Source organism: Cryobacterium sp. TS_SC_7 (genome assembly GCF_056156285.1).
In genome coordinates, this window is record NZ_CM149589.1 from 2,925,892 (window position 1) to 2,947,098 (window position 21,207).

19 protein-coding genes are annotated in these 21,207 nt (G+C 69.6%); 8 read left to right on the forward strand and 11 right to left on the reverse strand.

All coding sequences use genetic code 11. From position 1 onward, the window contains the following. Positions 1-37 precede the first annotated feature (37 nt). Positions 38-2,104 (reverse strand): MMPL family transporter, encoded by a 2,067-nt coding sequence (locus AC0J5J_RS13460; RefSeq protein ID WP_134424173.1) that lies wholly within the window; start codon positions 2,102-2,104, stop codon positions 38-40. Between the two features lie 61 nt (positions 2,105-2,165). Between AC0J5J_RS13460 and AC0J5J_RS13465 the strand changes: the two genes are divergently transcribed. From AC0J5J_RS13465 to AC0J5J_RS13475, 3 genes are all read left to right on the forward strand, one after another. Further along, positions 2,166-2,690, forward strand: a complete 525-nt coding sequence (locus AC0J5J_RS13465) for a MarR family winged helix-turn-helix transcriptional regulator (protein ID WP_241972687.1) — start codon at positions 2,166-2,168, stop codon at positions 2,688-2,690. 64 nt (positions 2,691-2,754) lie between these two features. Continuing rightward, positions 2,755-3,264: a Fur family transcriptional regulator gene (locus AC0J5J_RS13470; protein WP_474898460.1), complete on the forward strand. Its 510-nt coding sequence runs from the start codon at positions 2,755-2,757 to the stop codon at positions 3,262-3,264. Then, entirely contained in the window at positions 3,261-4,757 is a 1,497-nt protein-coding gene (locus AC0J5J_RS13475; protein ID WP_134424176.1) for a catalase, read from the forward strand. The genes AC0J5J_RS13470 and AC0J5J_RS13475 overlap by 4 nt, the downstream gene beginning before the upstream one ends. Before the next feature lie 115 nt (positions 4,758-4,872). Here AC0J5J_RS13475 and AC0J5J_RS13480 read toward each other — a convergent pair whose 3' ends face one another. Beyond that, the gene (locus AC0J5J_RS13480) at positions 4,873-5,292 is read right to left on the reverse strand and encodes a DUF302 domain-containing protein (protein ID WP_134424178.1); all 420 of its coding nucleotides are present in this window, start codon (positions 5,290-5,292) and stop codon (positions 4,873-4,875) included. A gap of 127 nt (positions 5,293-5,419) precedes the next feature. Here AC0J5J_RS13480 and AC0J5J_RS13485 point away from each other — a divergent pair, with 127 nt between their 5' ends. Continuing rightward, positions 5,420-6,445: a siderophore-interacting protein gene (locus AC0J5J_RS13485; RefSeq protein WP_474898462.1), complete on the forward strand. Its 1,026-nt coding sequence runs from the start codon at positions 5,420-5,422 to the stop codon at positions 6,443-6,445. A 51-nt stretch (positions 6,446-6,496) separates the two neighbouring features. On the opposite strand, the gene AC0J5J_RS13490 is transcribed toward AC0J5J_RS13485, so the two are convergent. Together AC0J5J_RS13490 and AC0J5J_RS13495 are read right to left on the reverse strand one after the other, a co-directional pair. After that, positions 6,497-7,339 (reverse strand): SDR family NAD(P)-dependent oxidoreductase, encoded by an 843-nt coding sequence (locus AC0J5J_RS13490; protein ID WP_474898463.1) that lies wholly within the window; start codon positions 7,337-7,339, stop codon positions 6,497-6,499. A gap of 47 nt (positions 7,340-7,386) precedes the next feature. Then, positions 7,387-7,746 carry a Fe-S oxidoreductase gene (locus AC0J5J_RS13495; RefSeq protein WP_474898465.1) on the reverse strand — a complete coding sequence of 120 codons (360 nt, stop codon included), beginning with the start codon at positions 7,744-7,746 and terminating at the stop codon, positions 7,387-7,389. Positions 7,747-8,142: 396 nt separating this feature from the next. On the opposite strand from AC0J5J_RS13495, the gene AC0J5J_RS13500 reads away from it, so the two are divergent. After that, positions 8,143-9,576, forward strand: a complete 1,434-nt coding sequence (locus tag AC0J5J_RS13500) for a DUF222 domain-containing protein (RefSeq protein WP_474898467.1) — start codon at positions 8,143-8,145, stop codon at positions 9,574-9,576. Between the two features lie 354 nt (positions 9,577-9,930). Here the strand turns inward: AC0J5J_RS13500 and AC0J5J_RS13505 are convergent, their stop codons facing one another. From AC0J5J_RS13505 to AC0J5J_RS13530, 6 genes are all read right to left on the reverse strand, one after another. Beyond that, the gene (locus tag AC0J5J_RS13505; RefSeq protein ID WP_474898469.1) at positions 9,931-11,406 is read right to left on the reverse strand and encodes a dihydrolipoyl dehydrogenase family protein; all 1,476 of its coding nucleotides are present in this window, start codon (positions 11,404-11,406) and stop codon (positions 9,931-9,933) included. A gap of 41 nt (positions 11,407-11,447) precedes the next feature. Beyond that, the gene (locus tag AC0J5J_RS13510) at positions 11,448-12,254 is read right to left on the reverse strand and encodes a crotonase/enoyl-CoA hydratase family protein (protein WP_241972688.1); all 807 of its coding nucleotides are present in this window, start codon (positions 12,252-12,254) and stop codon (positions 11,448-11,450) included. A 94-nt stretch (positions 12,255-12,348) separates the two neighbouring features. Then, entirely contained in the window at positions 12,349-13,182 is an 834-nt protein-coding gene (locus AC0J5J_RS13515; protein ID WP_474898470.1) for an arginase family protein, read from the reverse strand. 73 nt (positions 13,183-13,255) lie between these two features. Continuing rightward, positions 13,256-13,933, reverse strand: a complete 678-nt coding sequence (locus AC0J5J_RS13520; RefSeq protein ID WP_474900238.1) for an NADPH-dependent F420 reductase — start codon at positions 13,931-13,933, stop codon at positions 13,256-13,258. A 42-nt stretch (positions 13,934-13,975) separates the two neighbouring features. Then, positions 13,976-14,707, reverse strand: a complete 732-nt coding sequence (locus AC0J5J_RS13525; protein ID WP_474898472.1) for a PspA/IM30 family protein — start codon at positions 14,705-14,707, stop codon at positions 13,976-13,978. Positions 14,708-14,818: 111 nt separating this feature from the next. Next, the gene (locus AC0J5J_RS13530) at positions 14,819-16,864 is read right to left on the reverse strand and encodes a TPM domain-containing protein (RefSeq protein ID WP_474898473.1); all 2,046 of its coding nucleotides are present in this window, start codon (positions 16,862-16,864) and stop codon (positions 14,819-14,821) included. Between the two features lie 249 nt (positions 16,865-17,113). Here AC0J5J_RS13530 and AC0J5J_RS13535 point away from each other — a divergent pair, with 249 nt between their 5' ends. Further along, entirely contained in the window at positions 17,114-17,881 is a 768-nt protein-coding gene (locus AC0J5J_RS13535) for a gamma-glutamyl-gamma-aminobutyrate hydrolase family protein (protein ID WP_241972689.1), read from the forward strand. 83 nt (positions 17,882-17,964) lie between these two features. On the opposite strand, the gene AC0J5J_RS13540 is transcribed toward AC0J5J_RS13535, so the two are convergent. Further along, positions 17,965-19,185, reverse strand: a complete 1,221-nt coding sequence (locus AC0J5J_RS13540; RefSeq protein ID WP_474898475.1) for a trans-sulfuration enzyme family protein — start codon at positions 19,183-19,185, stop codon at positions 17,965-17,967. A 33-nt stretch (positions 19,186-19,218) separates the two neighbouring features. Here AC0J5J_RS13540 and AC0J5J_RS13545 point away from each other — a divergent pair, with 33 nt between their 5' ends. Both AC0J5J_RS13545 and AC0J5J_RS13550 read left to right on the forward strand, forming a co-directional pair. After that, on the forward strand, positions 19,219-19,791 hold the full coding sequence (locus AC0J5J_RS13545) for a GNAT family N-acetyltransferase (RefSeq protein ID WP_474898477.1): 573 nt from the start codon (positions 19,219-19,221) through the stop codon (positions 19,789-19,791). A gap of 75 nt (positions 19,792-19,866) precedes the next feature. Further along, a complete protein-coding gene (locus AC0J5J_RS13550) occupies positions 19,867-21,198 on the forward strand; it encodes a M20/M25/M40 family metallo-hydrolase (protein ID WP_474898478.1) in 1,332 nt (443 codons plus the stop codon). Positions 21,199-21,207 lie beyond the last annotated feature (9 nt).

The window sequence follows — 21,207 nt, forward strand, 5'->3', positions numbered from 1 at the left end:
GAACGCCCGGTTCAGAGCAGAATCTCCGTCGAATTCGCTATGCCCGCGGGGCCTTCGCGGCCGGACTTGACGGCCACCAGAACCGGTCTCCGGTGAGGAACACCAGCGCGGGTACCACGAGGGTGCGCACGACCAGCGTGTCGAGCAGAACGCCGATGCAGACGATGACGCCGATCTGGGTCAGGGCCACGACGGGAAGCACGCCCAGCACGGCGAAGACCGCCGCGATCAGGATGCCGGCGCTCGTGATGACGGCGCCCGTCGACGACAGGGCGCGCACCATGCCCTCCTTGGTGCCGAACCGGATGCTCTCCTCCCGGGCCCGGGTGGTGAGAAAGATGTTGTAGTCCACACCGAGTGCCACGAGGAAGAGGAACGCGAAGAGCACAACGTTGGTGTTGAAGGCGGGGAACCCCATCAGATTCTGGAAGATCCAGTTGGAGGCGCCGAGGCTGGCGAAGAAGGTCGCCAACACACTGACGATCAGCAGTACCGGCGCGACCAGGGACCGCAGCAGCAGAGCCAGGATGGCGAAGACGATCGCCAGGATCATGGGGATGATCAGGGCCTGGTCGGCCTGGGCGCTCGTCTTGTTGTCGAACGCCGTGGCATCGCTGCCGCCGACCAGCGCCTCGGACACGTCACCCGACGCGTCGGCGTAGGTGCCGCGCAGGGTGTCGATGACGGCGAAGGTCTCATCACTGCCGGGCTCGCTGGAAAGGGACAGGTTCAGCCGGGTGAGCCCGTTCGCGCTCTCACCGGGCTGGACGGACTCGATGCCGGGCGTCTCGGTGGCGAGCGTGGTGGCCTCGGCCGCCGCCGCATCCGGAACCAGCACGATGGTCTGGCTGGTGAGGCCGGCCGAGAAGGACTCCTCCACGATGGCCTGCGCCTGCACCGACTCGGGTTTGCCGAGCAGTTGGTCGGCCTGCGACAGACCCACCGAGGCGCCGATCAGGCCCAGGCTGAGGGCGGCGATGCCGGCGACGGATGCCGCGATGACCACGACCGGACGGCGCTGCACGCCGCGGCCGAGACGGGACCAGAAACCGGGGCGCAGCTCCGCGCCGGCACCGGGCACGAAACGGGGGATGAACGGCCAGAACAGGCCGCGGCCGCAGACCACGAGGGCGGCCGGCAGCACGACCAGAGCGAAGATGATGGCGATGACCACGCCGATGGCGCAGGCGAAACCGAGCGCGCGGTTGCCCGACAGCTCGGCGAACAGCAGGGTGAGCAGGCTGAGCGCGACCGTGCCGCCACTGGCGGCGATGGCCGGGCCGGCGCCGCGTACCGCGGCCAGCATGGCGTCGTTGCGGTTCTCGGTGCGGAGCAACTCCTCGCGGTAGCGGGCCACGAGCAGCAGGGCGTAGTTCGTTCCCGCGCCGAAGACCAGCACCGACTGGATGCCGGCGACGGAGGGGTCGAGGGTGATGCCGAACGGTTCGGCGAGAGCGCCCACCACGACTGCGGAGAGGCCGTCCGCGATGCCGACGACGACGAGCGGGACGATCCACAGGACGGGGCTGCGGTAGGTGACGATCAGGAGCACGGCGACGACGATCACGGTGATCAGCAGGAGCCGCACATCGGCGCCGGCGAAGGCGTTCGTGATGTCGGACTGGAAGCCGACGGCGCCGGTGACATAGGCATCCAGGCCCTTCGGGAGACCGTCGGACGCGGCGGCACGGATGTCGGTGGCCGTCTGTCCGATGTCGGCGTTGGCCTCGTCGGCATCCAGTGGAACGATGCTGATGGCGGCCTGGCCGTCGTCACTGAACCGCGGCATGGTGGCCTGCGGTGCGATCGACTGGTCGGCCAGGGCGGCAGCGCTCTGGCCGATGGCGGTCTTGTCTGCCGGCGTCAGCCCGGTGCCGTCCCGGGTCCAGACCACGATGGCGGACGTCTGCTCGGCGGACGGGAAGTCGGCGAGGAGGGCGTCGACCTGCGCGGCCTGGCTGGTGGTGGGCAACCCGGAGGTGGGAAACTCCTCGGAATCGTCCGAGGGGAGAAGGGAGAACAGCAGGCCGACGGCGATGATCGTGCCGACCAGAACGATCCAGGCCGTTCGACGACCGGTGATGAACCGCTGAATCGCGAGCACGTTTTCCTCCAAGAAGCTTAATTGCTAGGCGTCCTAGCGATATCTGACATAGTATGTCCTTATGGAAGAGCGTCGCAAGTCCGCTCCCGGCTCCGAGACCGGGTCGATCGGCGCGCCGGAGCGCGGTCCGGCACTCGATTCCGACCTGCCCGAATCGGCCCGAATCGGCTTCCAGCTCCACGAGATCGTGCATCTCTCCCGGGCCTTCGAGCGTCAGGTCGGCAATGCGCTCGACGTCAACTCCACCGACCTGTCCGCCATGGAGCATCTGATCCAGGAGGGTTCGCTGACCCCCGGGGAGCTCGCCCGCCGGCTGGATATCTCCACCGCGGCGACGACGCTGGTGGTGGACCGTCTGGTGGCCCTCGGTCACGCGCAGCGCAATCCGCACGTGTCTGACCGGCGCAAAGTCGTCGTCGTCCCTGCTCCGGAATCGATTGCCCGTGCCTTTCATGAGCTTCATCCGGTGATCGGGGGAGTGGCCGCAGTCACCGACGAACTCAGCGACGACGATCGACTCGTGATCGAGGCGTTCCTGGACCGGGTTGTCGGCGTCTACCAGTCAGCGTTGGGCCTGCCCGGCTGATCCACCATCCCGGTCCGCGCGTGTCGTGTTTTGATTGACTCAAGACAACTGTTAGCGTGGGGGCATGACGGATGCGGAGCGCGTAAAGGTAGCTGAGCCGTCCAGCGCGCTTGCCGACAGCATCCGTGCGTCCGGGCTCAAGGTCACGGCGCCCCGTCTGGCGGTTCTGCGGGTTCTCGATCGGGCCCCGCACTCGACCGCGGAACGCCTGTTCGTCGCCGTGCGCGCCGAGCTGCCGGGCACCTCGTTGCAGGCCGTCTACGGTGTGCTCGCGGCTTTCGCCGGCGCGGGGATCGCCCGCAAGATCGAGCCGGCCGGTTCCCCGGCCCTCTTCGAACGCCGGGTCGGCGACAACCACCACCACATCGTCTGCACTCGCTGCAGCGCTGTGCGTGACGTTGACTGCGCTGTGGGCGAGGCACCCTGCCTGACGCCCGCGCATGACTCCGGATTTGCCGTGCACACCGCCGAGGTCACCTACTGGGGCCTCTGCCCCGACTGCCAGGCGGCCACGGCCGCCGCACCGTCCACACTCTCCATACCTGCACCGCTGTCGAACAAAGGAGCACGATGACTATCAAGCCCACCACCACGCAGACGGGAACGCCCGTCGCCAGCGACGAGCACTCCCTCACCGTCGGAAGCGATGGAGTCGCTGCCCTGCACGACCGCTACCTGGTCGAGAAGCTCGCCCAGTTCAACCGTGAGCGCATCCCGGAGCGCATCGTGCACGCCAAGGGTGGCGGAGCGCACGGTGTCTTCCAGGTGACCGGGGATGTCTCCGCGTACACCCGGGCCGCCGTGTTCCAGCCCGGAACGACCACCGAGACGCTGCAGCGCTTCTCCAGCGTCGCCGGCGAGCAGGGCAGCCCCGACACCTGGCGCGACGTGCGCGGTTTCTCGGTCAAGTTCTACACGTCCGAGGGCAACTACGACATCGTGGGCAACAACACTCCGGTGTTCTTCATCCGCGACGGCATCAAGTTCCCCGACTTCATCCACTCGCAGAAGCGCCTGCCGGGCTCCGGCCTGCGGGACGCGACCATGCAGTGGGACTTCTGGACCCTCTCCCCGGAGTCCGCGCACCAGGTGACCTACCTGATGGGCGACCGCGGCCTGCCGCGCTCCTGGCGTGAGATGCCCGGCTTCGGTTCGCACACCTACCAGTGGATCAACGCCGCCGGCGAGCGCTTCTGGGTCAAGTACCACTTCACCTCCAACCAGGGCAACATCGAGATGGAGGGTTCGGAAGCCGAGCTCATCGCGGGCGCCGACGCCGACTACTACCGTCGCGACCTGCACGACGCGATCGAGGCCGGCGACTTCCCGTCCTGGGACGTTTCGGTGCAGATCATGCCGTACGAAGACGCCAAGACCTACCGCTTCAACCCGTTCGACCTCACCAAGGTGTGGCCGCACGCGGACTACCCCCTGGTCAAGGTGGGCACGCACACGCTGAACCGCAATCCGCAGAACTTCTTCGCGGAGATCGAGCAGGCGGCGTTCTCCCCGGCGAACTTCGTGCCCGGCATCGCCGCCAGCCCCGACAAGATGCTGATGGCGCGCATCTTCTCCTACCCGGACGCCCAGCGCTACCGTGTCGGCACCAACTTCGCCGAGCTGCCGGTCAACGCTCCGAAGTCGCCGGTCAACAACTACTCGCAGGACGGCGCGGCGCGTCACCACTACAACCCGCCGACCGCTCCGAACTACGCTCCGAACTCGCTGGGCGGCCCCGTTGCCGACCCGCTGCTCGCTGCCGAAGGCGGCTGGGAGAACGACGGCGAGCTGCTGCGCGCCGCTGCACGGCTGCGCAGCGAGGACAGCGACTTCGGCCAGGCCGGAACGCTGTACCGCGAGGTCTACGACGACGCCGCCAAGGCGCGCTTCCTCGACACCATCACCGGCGCCATCAGCGGGGTGCAGCGCCCCGAGGTGACCGAACGCGCCATCGCGTACTGGACCAGCGTCGACGCCGATCTCGGCCTGAAGCTGCGCGCGAACCTCGCGACCTGGGCCGAGGCCGACATGCTCGCCGAGGCCGCTTCCGGTTACCCGGTCGAGTAGCAGCATCCGTTTGACCTGAAACGCCCGGCCTCCTCGAGGCCGGGCGTTTTCGTGTCGGTGCTCCCCATCGATGAGCAGGGGCGCGGAACGGGCGTGGGTCGAATTCGTTCGGGCGTTACTGCGCGGCGCCGGCGAGCACGGCGGCGAGGGCCGCGTGCAGCCGGGCATCCGCTTCGATGGCGACCTGCTTGATCTCCGGCTTGCTACTGAGCTGCGCCATGATGGCCGGATCGAGGGCCTCCACGGTGGTCTCGCCGGACTCGGCGTGGCGCCGCACCACCACGTTGCACGGCAGCAGGGCGCCGATTCCCGGGTCGGCCATCACGGCCCGCTGGGCCAATGCCGGGTTGCAGGCGCCGAGAATCAGGTAGTCGCCGACCGCGTCCGCGGCCTCCGGGCCGAGCTTGGCCCCGAAGGTGGACTGCAGGTTGATCTCGGTCAAGACCCCGAACCCCTGGTCGAGCAGGGCCTCCCGGGTCATTCGCACCGCTTCCTCGAACGAGACGTTGACCGTGACGGTGTGTGCGTAACTCATGGTGATCCTCCACTCGATGGTTCACTCGGGACGGCGATACGTCCCGTTCCCATCATCCTCGCCAGTGCGATGCCGGGCGACCGGTTCCCGCTGGATTCGGTTAGGTAAGGCCTGCCATACTTAGGGCATGCTTACCTCGACGGATGCGCCCCCCGCCACCCGCTCCCGCGCGAGCTACCGTCCGTTCGCGGTCGAGGTCGCGAAGGTGCTCCGGGTGTCCACCTCGTTCACCCGGGTCACGTTCACGGGCCCCGAGCTGCACCGGTTCGGTACGGCGGGGCTGGACCAGCGCATCAAGCTTGTGCTGCCTCTGGCCGATTCCGGGCTGACGCATTTCCCGGACGATCACTCCTGGTACGACCGCTGGCGCCTGCTGCCCGACGAGCACCGCAACCCGCTGCGCACCTACACGGTGAGCCAGGCACGCCCGCACCTGCGGGAGGTCGACGTGGACTTCGTGAACCACGTGCACGTGCACGTGCACGGGTCCGGCGAGGGGGTCGGTGTCGAAGACGACGAAGCCTCTCAGGCCGGCGGCCCCGCCGCGCGCTGGTTGGCCGCGGCAACCGTGGGCGACCGGGTCGCTATCGTCGGCCCGGATGCCGACGGTGAGAACCCGCGCGTCGGCATCGAGTGGCAGCCCGGTACGGCACGCACGCTGCTGCTCGCGGGCGACGAAACCGCTGCCCCTGCGATCTGCGCCATCCTCTCCGCCCTGCCCCGCGATGCGCGTGGAGCGGTGTTCATCGAGGTGCCCTGCGCCGACGACAAGCTGGGTACGGATGCCCCGGCCGGCGTGAGCGTGACGTGGCTGGCCCGCTCCGGTGCGCGCGGTGCGCTCCTCGAGCCGGCGGTGCGCGACTGGGTGAGTGACTGCCGGTCCGCGCAGCAGGCCTCGCAGCCGTCTGCTCCGCGGGCGGCGCAAACGGCCCCGGGGGAGTCACGCGCGGACGACGCCGCGTCCGGGCCGGAGGGCGGCATCCTCTGGGAAGTCCCGGAGGAATGCCCGACCGACGGGCTCTACGCCTGGCTGGCCGGTGAGGCCGGGGTGATCAAGCGCCTGCGACGCTTCCTGGTCACGGAGTCGGGCGTCGACCGTCGCCAGGTTGCCTTCATGGGGTACTGGCGCGACGGGAAGTCCGAGCCCAACTAGGCCCTGACGCGCTCGGGCCCGCGCTCGCGCTCGCGCTCGGGCGCGCCTCGGCTAGGAGGGAAGAGGGGCGGAGTGCCCGGCGACGAGCGCCGAACTCTGGTCCCAGAGGGCGGCCGCCAGCTGGGGATCGTAGGCCTGCTTGTTGGCCTTCTGGATGCGACGCTTCTCGTAGTACTCGCCTGACACCCAATCGGTGCCCGGCTTCGCGGTCGCCAGCCAGACCAGGGTGTCGGCACCCTGCTCGGGGCCGAGAAGCAGCCGCTTCAGGGGAGTCTGGTAGATCAGGCGCATCAGGGTCGTCGATCCAGTGGAGAAGCTGGTTGCCACCACGCCCGGGTGGAAGGCCGCCGTGTCGATTCCCTGGTCGTGGTAGCGGTGGTGGAGCTCCCTGGTGAAGAGGATGTTCGCGAGCTTGGCGTCGCCGTAGGCCTTGTTCGCGGAGTACTTCGTCTCGGCCTGCAGGTCGTCCGGGTCGATCTTGCCGAAGAGCAGATTGGCGGCGGAGGACGTGTTGATCACGCGGGCCCGGCTGGCGACGAGTCGATCCATGAGCAGGGTGGTGAGCAGGAACGGGGCGAGGTGGTTGACCTGGAAAGTCTTCTCGTGGCCGTCCACGGTGGTCGCGCGGTCGCCCATGATGCCGCCCGCGTTGTTGGCGAGCACGTCGATGCGCGGGTAGCGTTCCTGCAGTTCGGCCGCAAGGGTGCGCACCTGGTCGAGGTCGGCGAAGTCGGCAACGAGGAAGTCGGCGCCCAGCGCCTCTGCAGCCGCGGCCGTCTTGGACGGCGAGCGGCCGACCAGTACGACACGGTCGCCCGACCGGCTGAGCGCCCGCGCGGCGGCGGCGCCGATCCCGTCGCTGGCACCCGTGATCACGATGGTGCGTTTGGTCATTTTTTGTCCCCCTGGGTCACTGGGCAGAGCTGTTGCTCGGCACGCTGTTACTTGACATAGCCGCCTTTTTCAAGGCCGGCTTCGATCTCGAAGCGGTTGCGCAGCGGATTGCGGCCGGCCATCAGGTAGAGCAGCGGAAAAACCATGCCGAAGCGCTGCCACTGGCGTTTGTGCACAGCCTCATGCTCGAGGATGGCCGTCGACACATTCTGGTTGGTCAGGTAGCAACCACCCACGCAGGATCCACCGCGACCGAAAGCCCAGGTGGGCATCCCGCGGAAGACGACGAGCCCGGCCCGGCGCTCGACCTTGCCCGTGCTCCAGATGGATCCCCAGATCAGACCGACCGTCGTGGCGTAGAGATAGCCCGCCCGGCTGATGGGGGAATCGAAGAGGATGCGGCGCACTCCTCCAGCGTAGGTGGCGCCCACGACAGAAAGCTGAGTTTCGCATGATCGCCGCCGTGGCGTCTCGTCCTGCCTTCGATTCCACCCCCGGTGGTCGAGCCTGTCGAGACCCGCGGTCGAACCCAACTCCCGGTGGTCGAGCCCGCTCCCGGTGGTCGAGCCCGTCGAGACCCGGCAAGCCACCCTCGGTGGTCGAGCCTGTCGAGACCCGGCGAGCCGTACCGCTCCCGGTGGTCGAGCCTGTCGAGACCCGGCGAGACAACCCGCTCCCGGTTGTCGAGCCTGTCGAGACCCGGCGAGACAACCCTTGACTGCTTAGAACGCGACTTCGAATGTCTGTCCATAAATATATGACAGACTCTCGACTACACGTACCAACTCTGCTATCCTCGACGCATGACCACCACCGCAGACGACCTCAGAACGGCGACGGATGCCGTCGCCCGCCTGGGCTCGTCCTGCGCCGACTACGAGGCCCTCGCCGACGCCGAGGTGCTGGCCGGTCATAAGCAGATCGCGGCCGCTCGCCGCCTCTTGGATACCCGCTCCGCCTGGATGGCGGCGACCATCGCCCGCCGCTCCCGGCCCGAGCTCGGGCACTCCGGCCTGGCCGCGCAGCAGGGCTTCCTCTCGCCCGAGGCACTCATCCAGACGGTGACCGGGTCGACGAAGAACGACGCGTTCAAGCTCGTCGCGGTCGGCCTGATGATGGCCGATGCTGAAGCGGCGGAGAAACTGGTCGAGGCGGCCGTGGAGTCGCCCGACGCGGATCCCGCCGCGGTCGCGGAGTTCGTGGCGAAGGTTCCGTGGCAGGCGCCGATCGCACGGGCGGTCACCGACGGCACCCTCTCGGTCGACGCGGCCGAGTCGATCCGTTCCGGTCTTGGCCAGATCGACGCCGCGGTCACTGCCGAGAAGCTTGGCACCGCCCTCGAATCCCTCCTTGTCGAGGCCGCGTCACTGAACATCGACCAGGTCTTCAAGCTCGCCCGGCGTCTGCGCGACCAGCTCGACGAGGCCGGCATCGCCGCCCGCGAGAAGCAGGCCCACGACGACCGGTTCCTGCGGGTCTATCGACTGGACAACGGCAAGGTGCGCCTGAATGGGCTCTTCGCCCCCGAAGACGGCGAGTTCGTCCTTTCCGTGTTCGACTCCGTGACCAGCCCTCGCCGCGGCGGGGTGCGTTTCGTCGACAAGGAGAAGGCCGCCTGGGCGAAACGGATGCAGGACGACCCCCGCACCACGGAGCAGATCGCCGCCGACGCCCTCGTCCAGCTGCTGAAGATCGCCGGTGAGGCCGACCAGGGCCGAGTCTTCGGCGGCCGCCGCCCCTCGGTTCGAGTCATCGTCACCGAGAAGTCCCTCAAGACGGATGGACCGGTGCCAGCCGAAGCCGCCGCCCACGGTCAGATCGAAGGCAACCCCGTTCCCATCTCGCAGGAAACCATCGACAGGCTGCTCTGCGACACCGGAACCCGCGACATCCAGATCGACGACACCGGTCAGATCATCAACGTCGGCCGTGACGAACGTCTCTTCACCGAAGCACAGCGCGCCGCGATGGGGGTCCGCGACGGGGGCTGCCGCTGGGTGGACTGCGATCGATCACCCGCGTGGACCGAAGCGCACCACATCAACGAATGGCTCGCCGAAAACGGGTACACCGACCTTGCCGACGGAATACTCCTCTGCCACCCGCACCACCTGCTGCTACACAACCAGCACTGGACGATCATCCGCACCGGCAACGACTATTGGCTCCGGCCACCGGTCGACGTCGACCCGGAACAAACGCTGATCGCACTGCCGAGCAAGCGGGCGGCACTGTAGGTGTGGCCCGGGGTCTCGACAGGCTCGACCACCGTCGGGGGAGCCGCTGGAGGGTGGGTCGCCGGGTCTCGACAAGCTCGACCACCGGGGAGGGAAACCTTGGGCGGGTGGGTTGCCGGGTCTCGACAGGCTCGACCACCGTCGGGGGAGCCGCTGGAGGGTGGGTCGCCGGGTCTCGACAAGCTCGACCACCGGGGAGGGAAACCTTGGGCGGGTGGCTCGCCGGGTCTCGACAAGCTCGACCACCGTCGGGGGAGCCGCTGGAGGGTGGGTCGCCGGGTCTCGACAGGCTCGACCACCGTCGGGGGAGCCTCTGGAGGGTGGGTCGCCGGGTCTCGTCGGGGTCGGCCGCCGTCAGGAGGGGCGACCGTATTCCTCGAGCAGGCGCAGCCACACCTCGCTCAGGGTGGGGTAGCTCGGCACCGCATGCCACAACCGGCGGATCGGCACCTCGCCGACCACGGCGATGGTTGCCGAGTGCAGCAGCTCCGCGACATCCGGCCCCACGAAGGTGACACCGAGCAGAACCTCCCGGTCGAGGTCCACGATCGCCCGCGCCGACCCGGTGTAGCCGTCAGCGTGAACGGATGCCCCGGCCACCCAGCCCAGGTTGTAGTCCAGCACCCGAATGCGGAACCCTGCCTTCTCGGCAGCAGCCTGCGTCAGCCCCACCGACGCGACTTCGGGGTCGGTGAAGGTGACCTGCGGAACGGCGGCATGATCCGCCGTGGCAACGTGGGAACCCCACGGCTTGTCGTCGACGGGCGTGCCCGCGGCCCGGGCCGCAATCACATCTCCGGCCGCGCGGGCCTGGTACTTGCCCTGGTGCGTGAGGAGCGCCCGGTGGTTCACGTCGCCGGTGGCGTACAGCCAGTCCCCGGCCAGTTCCGGCGCGGTACCCCGCACGAGCAGGGTGTCGTCGACCTCGAGCCAGTCGCCCGGGGTCAGACCCACGGTCTCGAGCCCGAGGTCCGTGGTGCGTGGCACCCGCCCGGTCGCCACCAGCACCTCGGTCGCGGTGACCCGGGTTCCGTTGGACAGGGTGAGGGTCACATCATCGTCGTCGCCACGGGACGCTCCGGTGGTCGACACCCCCGTCAGCACGGTGACGCCGGCCTCTCGCAGGGCCGCGGTGACGAGTTCGCCGGCGAACGGCTCCTGCCCGCGCAGCAACCCGCTGCGCACGATCATGGTGACCTCGGCGCCCAGCCCGGCGTAGGCGGTTGCCATCTCGGCCGCGACCACGCCGCCGCCGATGACGGCGAGGCTGTCGGGGATACCCGGGGCGCTGGTGGCCTCGCGGCTGGTCCACGGCGACACGGACGCCAGGCCGGGAATATCGGGCAACAGTGCTGCCGACCCGGTGCTGACAACCACCGCGTGCTCAGCCGACAGCACGGTCCTGCTGCCGTCGGCGGCGGTCACGGTGACCTGCCGTACGCCGCTGAGACGGGCGTGGCCGCGCACCAGGTCGATCCCGGCCTTCTCCAGCCAGCGCACCTGGCCCTCGTCGGACCAGTTGCTCGTGAACGCGTCGCGGCGGCGCAGCACGGCGGCGACGTCCAGATCGCCGGTGAGCGCCTCGGCTGCCCCTCCCACCCGCCGGGCGGCCGCCAGAACCGCGCCGCTCCGCAACAGGGCCTTCGAGGGCATGCAGGCCCAGTACGAGCACTCGCCGCCGACCAGGTCGGCCTCGACGATCACGGTGCGCAGTCCTGCCTGCGCCGTGCGGTCGGCGACGTTCTCACCCACGGCTCCGGCTCCGATCACGATCACGTCGACGTTCAACGCGGCAGGGTTCGGCGTGGTGGTGCTGGCGGCGGCGGGCATCCGTTTCTCCTTGGATCAGTGCTGGCGGTGGGGATACAGACTCAACGGCCGACGAACGTCGCCGGCTGGCGACTCACGAAAGCTTCCATACCGATGCGGGAGTCTTCGGTCACGGCGAGGCGGGCCAGGGCAGGCTGCAGCCCGGCCTCCGCTGCCGCGGCACCCTCCCGAACGGCCGTGCGGGCGCTGGCGAGCGTCGCCTGCACGGCCAGCGGGGCCTGGGCGGCGATCCGTTCGGCCAGTTCGAGCGCCCGGTCGAACTGGGTGCCGTCCGGCACCACCTCCTGGACAAGCCCGATCCGATGGGCCTCGCGGGCGTCGAACATGTCACCGGTGAGCATCCACCGCATGGCGTTGCCCCAGCCGGCCGTGCGCGGGAATCGGAGGGTTGCGCCGCCGAACGGCAGGATGCCGCGTGCCACCTCGATCTGGCCGAACCGGGTGGATTCGGCCGCCACGGACACGTCGCTGGCCAGCATGAGCTCGATGCCGAGAGTGAGGCAGGTGCCCTGCACGGCCATCACGACGGGCTTGGACACGCTCTGTCCCTCCACCTGCCAGGGATGGATGCCGCCTTCCGGAACCATGTCCAGGCCGTCGGGGCCGAGACGCGGGCCGATGTCCGCCAGGTCGAGGCCGGCCGTGAAATGATCGCCGACCGCGTAGACGAGGCCGACGCGCAGCTCAGGGTCACGGTCGAGTTCACCGTAGGCAAGCGCCAGCTGCTGCAGCAGCGCCAGATCGGCCGCGTTGCGCTTCTCCGGGCGGTTGAACCCGATCAGCAGCACATGCCCGCGCCTCTCGGTGATGATCCTCGACGAATCGGAAACAGAGTGCTGCTCGTTCACGGATGCCTCCTTTGGCCTCGTGACGCTGGCGCGTCGGTCCCATGCTATGGCCGAGCGGGGCAGCCTCCCGACCAGCACTTTCGTGTCGTGGAACTCAGCGGGTGAGGGCGCCGATGATGCGCAGGATGCTCGGCAGATCGTCAGTGGCCGCGTCCGGTGAAGCCGGGGCGAAACCGGCGATTGTGGCGCCGGCCATTTCGAATTCGGCACGCAGCGCGGTGATCAACCGGTTCAGGGCCTCGACGCTCAGCCCGAACGGGTAGAGGTCGGCCAGACCGGTCAGCATCGACGGGTCCAACACGTCCAGGTCGATGTGCAGGTAGAACGTGCTCGCACCGGTCGCGCGCAGTGCGGCGACGAGTGCGTCGGGGGAGTCCAGCCGGTCCGCCGGGAGGCTCACGATCCCGCGATCCCGGATCAGGGTGTCCTCGGCCTGGTCGAGGTCGCGCACGCCGCCGATCACGACCCGCTCCAGAGGCACGCGCCCGTCCGCCCCAAGGGTCAGCCCCTCAGCGCCCTCGCCGGCGATCGCCCGCAGCACCATGCCGTTGAAGCCGCCCGAGGATGACGAGTCGGGGGTGTGCAGGGCGGCGTGGGCGTCCAACCAGACCACGGCCAGATCGTTCGGATGCTGCCGCGATGCGTGCTCGACGGCCGCCAGGGAGACCCCGTTGTCGCCGCCGATCGTGAGCACGGGTCCGTCCCCGCCGCGCAGGGCGGTTGCGAGGCGTTCGCGCACCATGACCAGGGTGGAGAAGCGGTCGATGCCGGTGTCCAGAGCGTCGCCGGCCTCGGCCGGCACGGGGACTTCACGGGTGACGGACGAGGGAAGATCGCCTCGGATCGCCTCCGCCCCATCGATCAGGCGCATCGCGCGCGGAGAAACCGAACCCTGCCATTGCGGCACGACAACGAAGGTGGGAGCCATACTTCAGTATGCTCCCTGGGCCTCCCCGCGTGCGGAATTTCTGTGGTGGCCGGGGCCGGTTTCTCCGGTGGCGCTACTGGTCGCGGTAGCGGACGGCCGCAGTCGTGGCTTCCTGGAGTTCCGCCGCGTTCAGACGGGGACCGTAGCCGGGAGTGTCGCGCTGAATACGCCAGCCCTCGCTGAGCGCCCCGACGTTCACGGTGTCGTACCCGATACTGTCGAGCAGCGCCGTCACGGCGGTGGCCGCGGGGGCGTCATCGCTGGCGATGACCAGGGCGCGCCGGTTGGGCGATCCGGCCGGGAGGCCGTGCTCGGTGAGGTCCGCGGCGTAGATGTGGTTGAACGCCTTCACGATGGTGGACTCCGGCAGGCGGTCGCGCAGCAACTCGGCGGTTGTGGTGCTCTCCGTGTCGAGGGCGGCGATGTCTCCGTCGCGCTCCGGGTAGTAGTTGTTCGTGTCGATGACGACCTTGCCGGCCAGTTCGGCCGTCGGCAGGGTGTGGATCTGGTTCAGGGGGATGGTCACAACCACGAGATCGCCGGCCGTCGCGGCCTCGGCGGGGGTCGCCGCCCGGGCGCGCGGACCGAGTTCTCCGATCAGGGTGGTGAGTGTTTCGGGGCCGCGCGAATTGCTCAGCACCACGTCGTATCCGTTGGCCACGCCGAGTCGTGCGAGCTGGCTGCCGATGTTGCCGGCGCCGATGATTCCAAGAGTTGTCATACCGAGGTCAACGAAGGGCGTCGACGGGATGTTCCCGTCGACGCCCGATTGCGCTGGCAGCGGAGCCGACGGCTACTGCGTGATGGAGCTGGTTCCACCGGACTTGAGCGCGGCCAGGCGGGCATCGACCTCGGTGAGCTCGCCGAGGTCTTCGAGGCTCTCGAACTGGGCGTCCAGGCTCGAGGCAGCCAGTTCGCTGGCTCCCCGCACGCGGGCCTCTTCGCGGCGGATCTTGTCTTCGAAGCGGCTGACCTCGCTGGTCGGATCCATGATGTCGATGCTCTTGACGGCATCCATCACCTTGGTCTGGGCCTCGGCGGTCTTCGACCGCGCGATCAGCTCGTTGCGCTTGGAGGCCAGCTGGTTCAGCTTCTCCTTCATCTTGTTGAGGCCGTCCTTGAGCTGAGCCACGACGGCCGTCTGCGAGGCGATCTGCGGCTCGGCCTGCTTCGCTTCCTTCTCGGACTGCATCTGGCGGCCGAGGGCCACCTTGGCGAGGTTGTCGAAACGGTCGGCGTCGACCGCGTTGCCGGCGGTGCGCAGCTGGTCGGCTTTGCGGCTCGCAGCCAGGGCCTTGCCACCCCATTCGGTTGCGGCCTCCACATCTTCGCGGTAGTCGTCCTCGAGCAGGCGCAGGTTGCCGATCGTCTCGGCAATGGCGCTCTCCGCGTCGGCGATGCTGTTGGTGTAGTCGCGCACCATCTGGTCGAGCATCTTCTTCGGGTCTTCCGCGGAGTCCAGAAGGGAGTTGATGTTCGCTTTCGCCAACTGGGAGATACGGCCAAAGATGGACTGTTTCGTCATTGTGCGGTGTCCTTTCGAGTTCCGGAGCATCTGATGCCTCCATTGTGTCGGTTTGTGCTGGTCAAGACCTCGGTGGGAGTGGCGAGGCGACGGATGCGGCGGCTCCGGGTTCTAGAACCGCCCGCCCCCGCCGCGACGCGAGCGGGATCCGGATCCGCCGAATCCGCCGGGTATGCCGAAGCCGCCTCCGCCTCCGCGGCGACCTCCGCCGCCGCCGCCGAACATTCCGCCGCCTCCGCGGCGACCGCCGCCGCCTCCTCCGCCGCCACTGAGCAGGGTGTTGATCAGGATGCCGCCGATCATGGCGCCCATGACTCCGCTGCCGCTACTGCCGCCCGTGCCGCCGAAGCCGCCCGGAACCTGCCCGGCGAATCCGTCGACGTCGTTCCGGGCGCGGGAGATGGCGGCGGCGGCCAGGGAGTTGGCCCGCTGCGAGGCGGCGAGGGCGGCATCCGGGTCGGTGGCGGCCAGCGAATCGGCCTCCGAGAGAGCGCGGCCGGCTTCGGCGAGCCGGGTGCGCGCCTCCGCGCCGACCGCGCCGCGGCGGGCGGTGATGTAGTCCTCGGCGGCGGAGACCTGGCCACGCGCTGCCTGCAGATTCTGGTTGAGCAGGGCCTGGGCGCGCTGCCGGCGCCCTTCGGCGTCGCGCACACCCTGCAGCGCGGCATCCATCTGCGTGTTGGTTGCCTCGAGTGCCTGCATCAGTTCGAGCGGGTTGATCCTGCCGGCTGCTGACCGGTCGCGCACCTCGGCGAGGGTCTGCTCGGTGCGGCTGATCACGCCGGGCAGCGCGGCGGCCGCCTCGGACGTGGGCGGCAGGCTGCGCGCGGTCACCAGGTCCGCCTGCAACTCCGCGACCGTGGCGGCCACGGACTGCGTCGCCGTCGTGAGGTCCTGCCCCAGCCGGTCCACGGCGTCCAGCAGCAGCCTGGCCTGGTCGACCGATTCCTCCGCCGCACGGATGTCCACGGCCGCGGCGGCCGTGTCGCCGGCACCCAGCCGGGTGGCGGCGCGGGCCAGGGCGGTATCGGCGAAGGCGAGCCGCTCCCGCGCCTCGGCGGGGTTGTCGGCGACCGTGCCGAGCGCCGCGTCGGTGTAGCGGGCTGCCAGCGCGGCCAGAACCTCCTCGCCGGCACCCAGCCGGTTGCGCACGGCGGTGGCCTCGCCGGTGATCGCGGCGGCCGCCACGGGGGCGTTCTTCTCCAGCTGGCGCAGCTCGTCGAAGTCGTCGGCCTGGTCGTCGAGGATGCCGTTGGCCTGACTGCACAGATCGATGATCGCCGCGTACCAGGCCCGGGCCTGCTCCTCGGAATCGGGTTCGGCGTCGTCGAGTTTCTGCTGCAGGGTGAACGCCTGGCTGAGGCGCGCCTTCGCCGTGTCGAGGGCAGCCTGGAAGGCGGTCGTGACCTCCGTGCCGTACTGCGCGATCGCGAAGCCGAGTTCCTGCTCACTCGAGCGGATGGCGTCGTCGGTCTGCACGAGCGTGCTCGAGGCGCGCCGCTTGAGCTCGGGGGTGGGCAGGGCCTGCAATCCGGTCGGTGCGGTGGCGCCGGCAGGCAGGGCCTTCCTTCGACCGCGGCGGGCGAGCAGGATGACCGCCCCCACGGCCAGGAGCACGAGAACCGCGATGACGATGAAGATCACGATCAGCACCCCGCCCCCGCTGCCGGGGCTCTCGTCTCCGGGAGTGATCTCGCCAGTCGTGACCGATTCACCCTGGAGGGCCGCGGAGAGACCCGCGGCGGCGCCGACGGCGGCGCCGGCCCAGTCGTTCTGGCGCAGGGCCGGCTCGATGGCGACGGTTTCGATCTCCTGGAGTTGGGCATCCGTCAGGGCGAAGCCGGGAGCCACCGACAACTGGTACTCGCGGTCTTCCGTGGCCACCGCCAGCAGCACATCATTGGTGCCCAGGCCGTTGCTGTCGGCCGTCTGGTCGGCCCACTGCTCGCGGTCCGCGACCCCGGTGAAACTGTCCACGTAGGCCACGAAGAGGTCGGCACCCGTGTCGGCGTACAGCGCGTCGAGAGCCGACGTGATCTCATCCGTGCGGCCGCTGACGGCATCGACGGTGTCGAGGATGTGGCTCGCCCCGAACTCGACCGGGTCTTCGGCCCAGGCGGCACTGGGCGCCGAGACGAGGGGTGCTGAAACCAGCACGACCGCCGCAACTGCGACCGGAATCAACCACCGTGACCGCATGGACACCCCATTCTCACCAACATCGATACTTCGGCGTTCCTTGGTCGAGCATAGAACGGCGGCGCAGGCCCGTCCACCGGGGACGGCCGCGGATGCCCGGCAGCGGCACTGTTGCCCACTGTTACGGCGGTGCTGGCGGTGGCTCTCGTTGATGCCCAGACTGGTCCCACATCCCGTTCACCATCGCCCGACCTCCGGAGGCCGACCATGACCCGTTCGTTCTCCATGACTCCGCGGCTCGCGGTCGTCGAGGTCACCCGGCACCGCCCGGACCGACCGGCCTACCACGCGAAGGTGCAGCTGCTCAACGCGTCGGCGGCCGATGCCGGCACGAACGGCGGCTGGTCGGTCTCACGTCTGGCGGCTGCCGACCTCTCCCCGGCCGAGCTGCTGGCGGCGACGGATGACTGCGACGCCATCGTGATCATGGGCGGCGAGGATGTGACGCCCCGGTTCTACGGCGGCGGCACCGGCTATGAGGGTGAGACGCGCCACTTCGAGGTGGCCGACGCCGGCCAGATCGCCCTCGTGCGGCGGGCCCTCGAACGCGGCACCCCGCTGCTCGGCATCTGCCGCGGGCTGCAGATCATCAACGTCGCTCTCGGCGGCACCATCGTGCAGCACATCGAGGACGGCATCCACCGCAACGTGGGCGTGCCCATCGAGCAGGTCCTGCGCGAGCATCCGGTTCAGCTTCTGCCCGGCAGCACCCTGATCGACAGCCTCGGCCAGGCCGGCATCCTGGTGCAGAGCGCCCACCACCAGAGCGTCGACCGGCTCGGCGCCGGGCTGGTCCCCGCCGGTGTCGCCCCTGACGGCCTGGTCGAGGCGATCGAGCACGAGTCCGCGCCGATCACGGGCGTTCAGTGGCACCCCGAGGCGCCGGATTCACCCGCCGAGCAACTGCCCCTCCTGCTGGCTGCCCTGCAGTCCCAGCTCGCCGAGGCACGCGTCGACGAGCGCCTCGCCGCCTGACCGCCCTCGCCACCCATCCGCTTCGCCCCGAACCGACAGCATCGGTGGGTGCGCCGGCCTCTGCACCCACCCATGCTGTCTGTTCACGGGAAGGTGGCGTCGAGGGCGGCCGCAAGGTCGGCCACCAGGTCGTCGGCGTCCTCCAGCCCCACCGACAGCCGCAGGTGGCCCAGCTCGCGGAACTCCGCCGGGTAGGCCGCCACGCGGGGCCCTGACCCGTCGACGTGCACGATCAGGGACTCGTCGTGGCCGAGCGACACGGCCGAGGTGATCACGCGCAGGTTCGCCACGAACCGGTTCTGGGTGTCCGGGTCACCGGTCACGGCGAAGGCCATCATGCCGCCGAACCCGTGCAGGAACTGGCGCCGGGCGAGGTCGTGCTGCGGATGCGCCGCCAACCCCGGGTAGGCCACGTACGCGACCCGGGGGTCGCCGTCGAGGAACTCCGCCACCGTCTGGGCGGAGGTGCAGTGCTGCCGGAGGCGCAGCGGCAGGGTCACCGATCCGCGCATGATCAGCCAGGCGTTGAACGGGCTGATCACGCCGCCCACATCCACCATGGCGTCGAGTTTGATCCGCCGGATCAGGTCCGCGCTGCCGATGACCGCCCCGCCCATGGCGTCGCCGTGCCCGTTGATGTACTTGGTCAGCGAGTGCACCACCAGGTCGGCGCCGTGGGCGAGCGGGCGGAACAGCGGCGGCGGGGTGAAGGTGTTGTCGATCGAGAGCAGGGCGCCGGCGCGGTGGGCGATGGCGGCGACCGCCGCGACATCCGTCACCCGCGTCGTCGGGTTCGCGACCGACTCGATGTGGATCAGGCGGGTCTCCGGGCGCAGGGCCGTGCGCACCGCGTCGAGGTCGGTCGTGTCGACGAAGGTGGCCTGGATGCCGTACTTCTCTGGCAGCAGCTCGGCGAACAGGCGGTGCACGGCCTCGTAGGTGACGTCGGCCACGATCACGTGGTCGCCCGTCTTCAACAGGGAGAAGAACACGGCGTGCAGGGCGGCCACACCGCTGGCCAGCGCCACGGCGTCTTCACCGCCCTCAAGAACCGCGAGCTTCCGCTGCAGGCCGAGCTGATTGGTGCCGCTGTTGCGGGTGTAGAGCCCCGCGGCCGTGCCCGACCAGCTGAGGGTGGACGGGTCCTCCGGCAGGGCGTAGGAGTTCGCCATCACGATCGGGGTGCGCAGCGCCCCCGTACCGGCGTCGACCTCGTTGCCGGCGTGCACGGCCTGGGTCGCGAAGGCGAGGCTGGCGGGGGTGTGCTTGTCCGGCCGATTCGGCGGGCTGGGCTGCTTCGTCATGCCTCCAACCTAAGTGGTCACTAGTCTGGACGCATGCCGCTCGAGATCCGCACCGATCGCCTCCTGCTGCGCCGCTGGCGCGAGTCGGACCTGGCGCCGTTCGCTGCGATGGGGGAGGACTCGGAGGTGATGCGGTACTTCCCGGCGCTGCTGACCCGCACCGAGAGCGATGCGCTCGCCGCGCGCGCCGACGCGCTGTTCGACACGCACGGCTACGGGCTCTGGGCGCTGGAAAAACGTTCGACGGGCGACTTCCTCGGCTTCACCGGGCTGGCACCCCTGCCGGCGTTCATCCCCGGTCCCGGCGGGATCGAGGTCGGCTGGCGGCTGGCCCGCGCGTTCTGGGGTCAGGGCTACGCCACCGAAGCGGCCCGGGCGGCCCTCGGTTTCGCCTTCGGCCGGCTCGAGCTCGAACAGGTGCACGCGATCACGGCCGTCATCAACGAACCCTCGCGGGCCGTGATGGAACGACTCCGGATGACCGCGATGGCCGAGTTCCAGCATCCGAAGATTCCCGTCGGCTCACCGCTGCGGGTGCACATCCGGTACTCCATCTCGCGTGCCGCCGCTGCCGCGGCGTCCGCCGCGGCCGACCTCACCCGGTAGAGTTCAGGCACTTCCGAAAGGACCGGCCGCCACCATGGAACCCTCTGTCGCCCACCCTCGTCGCCGAGCGCGCGCATGAGCGACTACGACGCCCTGACCCGCCAGACAGTAGACCTGCTGCGTGACCTCATCCGTAACGCCTGCGTCAACGACGGTACCCCCGATTCGGGCGGTGAGATCCGCAGCGTGCGCACCCTGGAAGGGTTCTTCGCCGGGTCGGGGCTCGACCTCGAGGTCGTCGAACCGCATCCGGGGCGCGCCTCCCTGATCGCGCGCATCCGGGGCACCGACCCCACGGCGCCCACCCTTGCGCTGGTCGGCCACCTCGACGTGGTGCCGGTGGACGACGGCGGGTGGACCCGCGACCCGTTCGCCGCCGAGATCGTCGCCGGCGAGATCTGGGGACGCGGCGCGCTGGACATGCTCTACCTGACCGCCAGCTACGCCGTCGTCACCCGGGCCATCGCGACCGGATCGTTCCGGCCGCGCGGCGACCTCGTCTTCGCGGCCGTCGCCGACGAGGAGGACGGCAGCCGGCTCGGTGTGGAGTGGCTGACCGAGAACCGCCTCGACCTGATCGACGCCGACTACGTGCTCACCGAGTCCGGCGGAGCCATGGTCGGGCCGCGCCCGCTGATCTCCACGGCCGTCGGCGAGAAGGGCATCGCCGGGCGGCGGCTGGTCGTGCGCGGAACCCCCGGGCACGGGTCGGCGCCCTGGGGCGCCCGCAACGCGGCCGTGATCGCGGCGGATGCCGTGACCCGCCTGGCCCGCTACCGTGCCCCGGTGCAGATCACCTCCGACTGGCGGCGGTACGTGCACGCCCTCGAACTGCAACCCGCCCTGGCAGAGCGGCTGCTCGACCCGCACCGGATCGACGACGCCCTGAACGAGCTCGGCAGCCTGGCCGGTTTCGCGCACGCCTCCACCCACACCACCTTCTCGCCCAACATCGTGCGGGCCGGCGTGAAGGACAACGTAATCCCGGCGCTCGCAACCATCACACTCGACATCCGGGTGCTGCCCGACCTGGCGGCCACCGACGTCGACGCCTACCTGCGGGAGGCGCTCGGCGATCTGGCCGACGACGTGGAGATCGAGGGCGACGATTTCGCCGCCGCCACCCGGTCCGCGGTCGACACGCCCCTGTTCCACTCGCTCGGCAAGGCTGTGCGCCGGGCCTACCCCGACGCCGACCTGCTCCCGGTGCTCAGCGTCGGCGGTTCCGACGCCCGGTTCTACCGCCGCCGCGGCATCCCCGCCTACGGGTTCGCGCTGCTCAGCCGGCACTGGGACTACGGCACCTTCCGCCAGCTCTTCCACGGCAACGACGAGCGCATCGACATCGGCTCGATCGCCCTGACGGTCGCCGCCCTCGACACCGTCGTGCGCGACTTCCTCGACTGAGCCGCCGCA

What these genes read in the sequence shown, in the direction of transcription:
- AC0J5J_RS13475 (WP_134424176.1), top strand. Translation starts at nt 3,261, where the DNA reads ATGACTATCAAGCCCACCACCACGCAGACGGGAACGCCCGTCGCCAGC.
- AC0J5J_RS13525 (WP_474898472.1), bottom strand. Translation starts at nt 14,707, where the DNA reads ATGACGAAACAGTCCATCTTTGGCCGTATCTCCCAGTTGGCGAAAGCG.
- AC0J5J_RS13515 (WP_474898470.1), bottom strand. Translation starts at nt 13,182, where the DNA reads ATGGCTCCCACCTTCGTTGTCGTGCCGCAATGGCAGGGTTCGGTTTCT.
- AC0J5J_RS13470 (WP_474898460.1), top strand. Translation starts at nt 2,755, where the DNA reads ATGACGGATGCGGAGCGCGTAAAGGTAGCTGAGCCGTCCAGCGCGCTT.
- AC0J5J_RS13480 (WP_134424178.1), bottom strand. Translation starts at nt 5,292, where the DNA reads ATGAGTTACGCACACACCGTCACGGTCAACGTCTCGTTCGAGGAAGCG.
- AC0J5J_RS13500 (WP_474898467.1), top strand. Translation starts at nt 8,143, where the DNA reads ATGACCACCACCGCAGACGACCTCAGAACGGCGACGGATGCCGTCGCC.
- AC0J5J_RS13535 (WP_241972689.1), top strand. Translation starts at nt 17,114, where the DNA reads ATGACCCGTTCGTTCTCCATGACTCCGCGGCTCGCGGTCGTCGAGGTC.
- AC0J5J_RS13540 (WP_474898475.1), bottom strand. Translation starts at nt 19,185, where the DNA reads ATGACGAAGCAGCCCAGCCCGCCGAATCGGCCGGACAAGCACACCCCC.
- AC0J5J_RS13485 (WP_474898462.1), top strand. Translation starts at nt 5,420, where the DNA reads ATGCTTACCTCGACGGATGCGCCCCCCGCCACCCGCTCCCGCGCGAGC.
- AC0J5J_RS13465 (WP_241972687.1), top strand. Translation starts at nt 2,166, where the DNA reads ATGGAAGAGCGTCGCAAGTCCGCTCCCGGCTCCGAGACCGGGTCGATC.
- AC0J5J_RS13505 (WP_474898469.1), bottom strand. Translation starts at nt 11,406, where the DNA reads ATGCCCGCCGCCGCCAGCACCACCACGCCGAACCCTGCCGCGTTGAAC.
- AC0J5J_RS13490 (WP_474898463.1), bottom strand. Translation starts at nt 7,339, where the DNA reads ATGACCAAACGCACCATCGTGATCACGGGTGCCAGCGACGGGATCGGC.
- AC0J5J_RS13545 (WP_474898477.1), top strand. Translation starts at nt 19,219, where the DNA reads ATGCCGCTCGAGATCCGCACCGATCGCCTCCTGCTGCGCCGCTGGCGC.
- AC0J5J_RS13550 (WP_474898478.1), top strand. Translation starts at nt 19,867, where the DNA reads ATGAGCGACTACGACGCCCTGACCCGCCAGACAGTAGACCTGCTGCGT.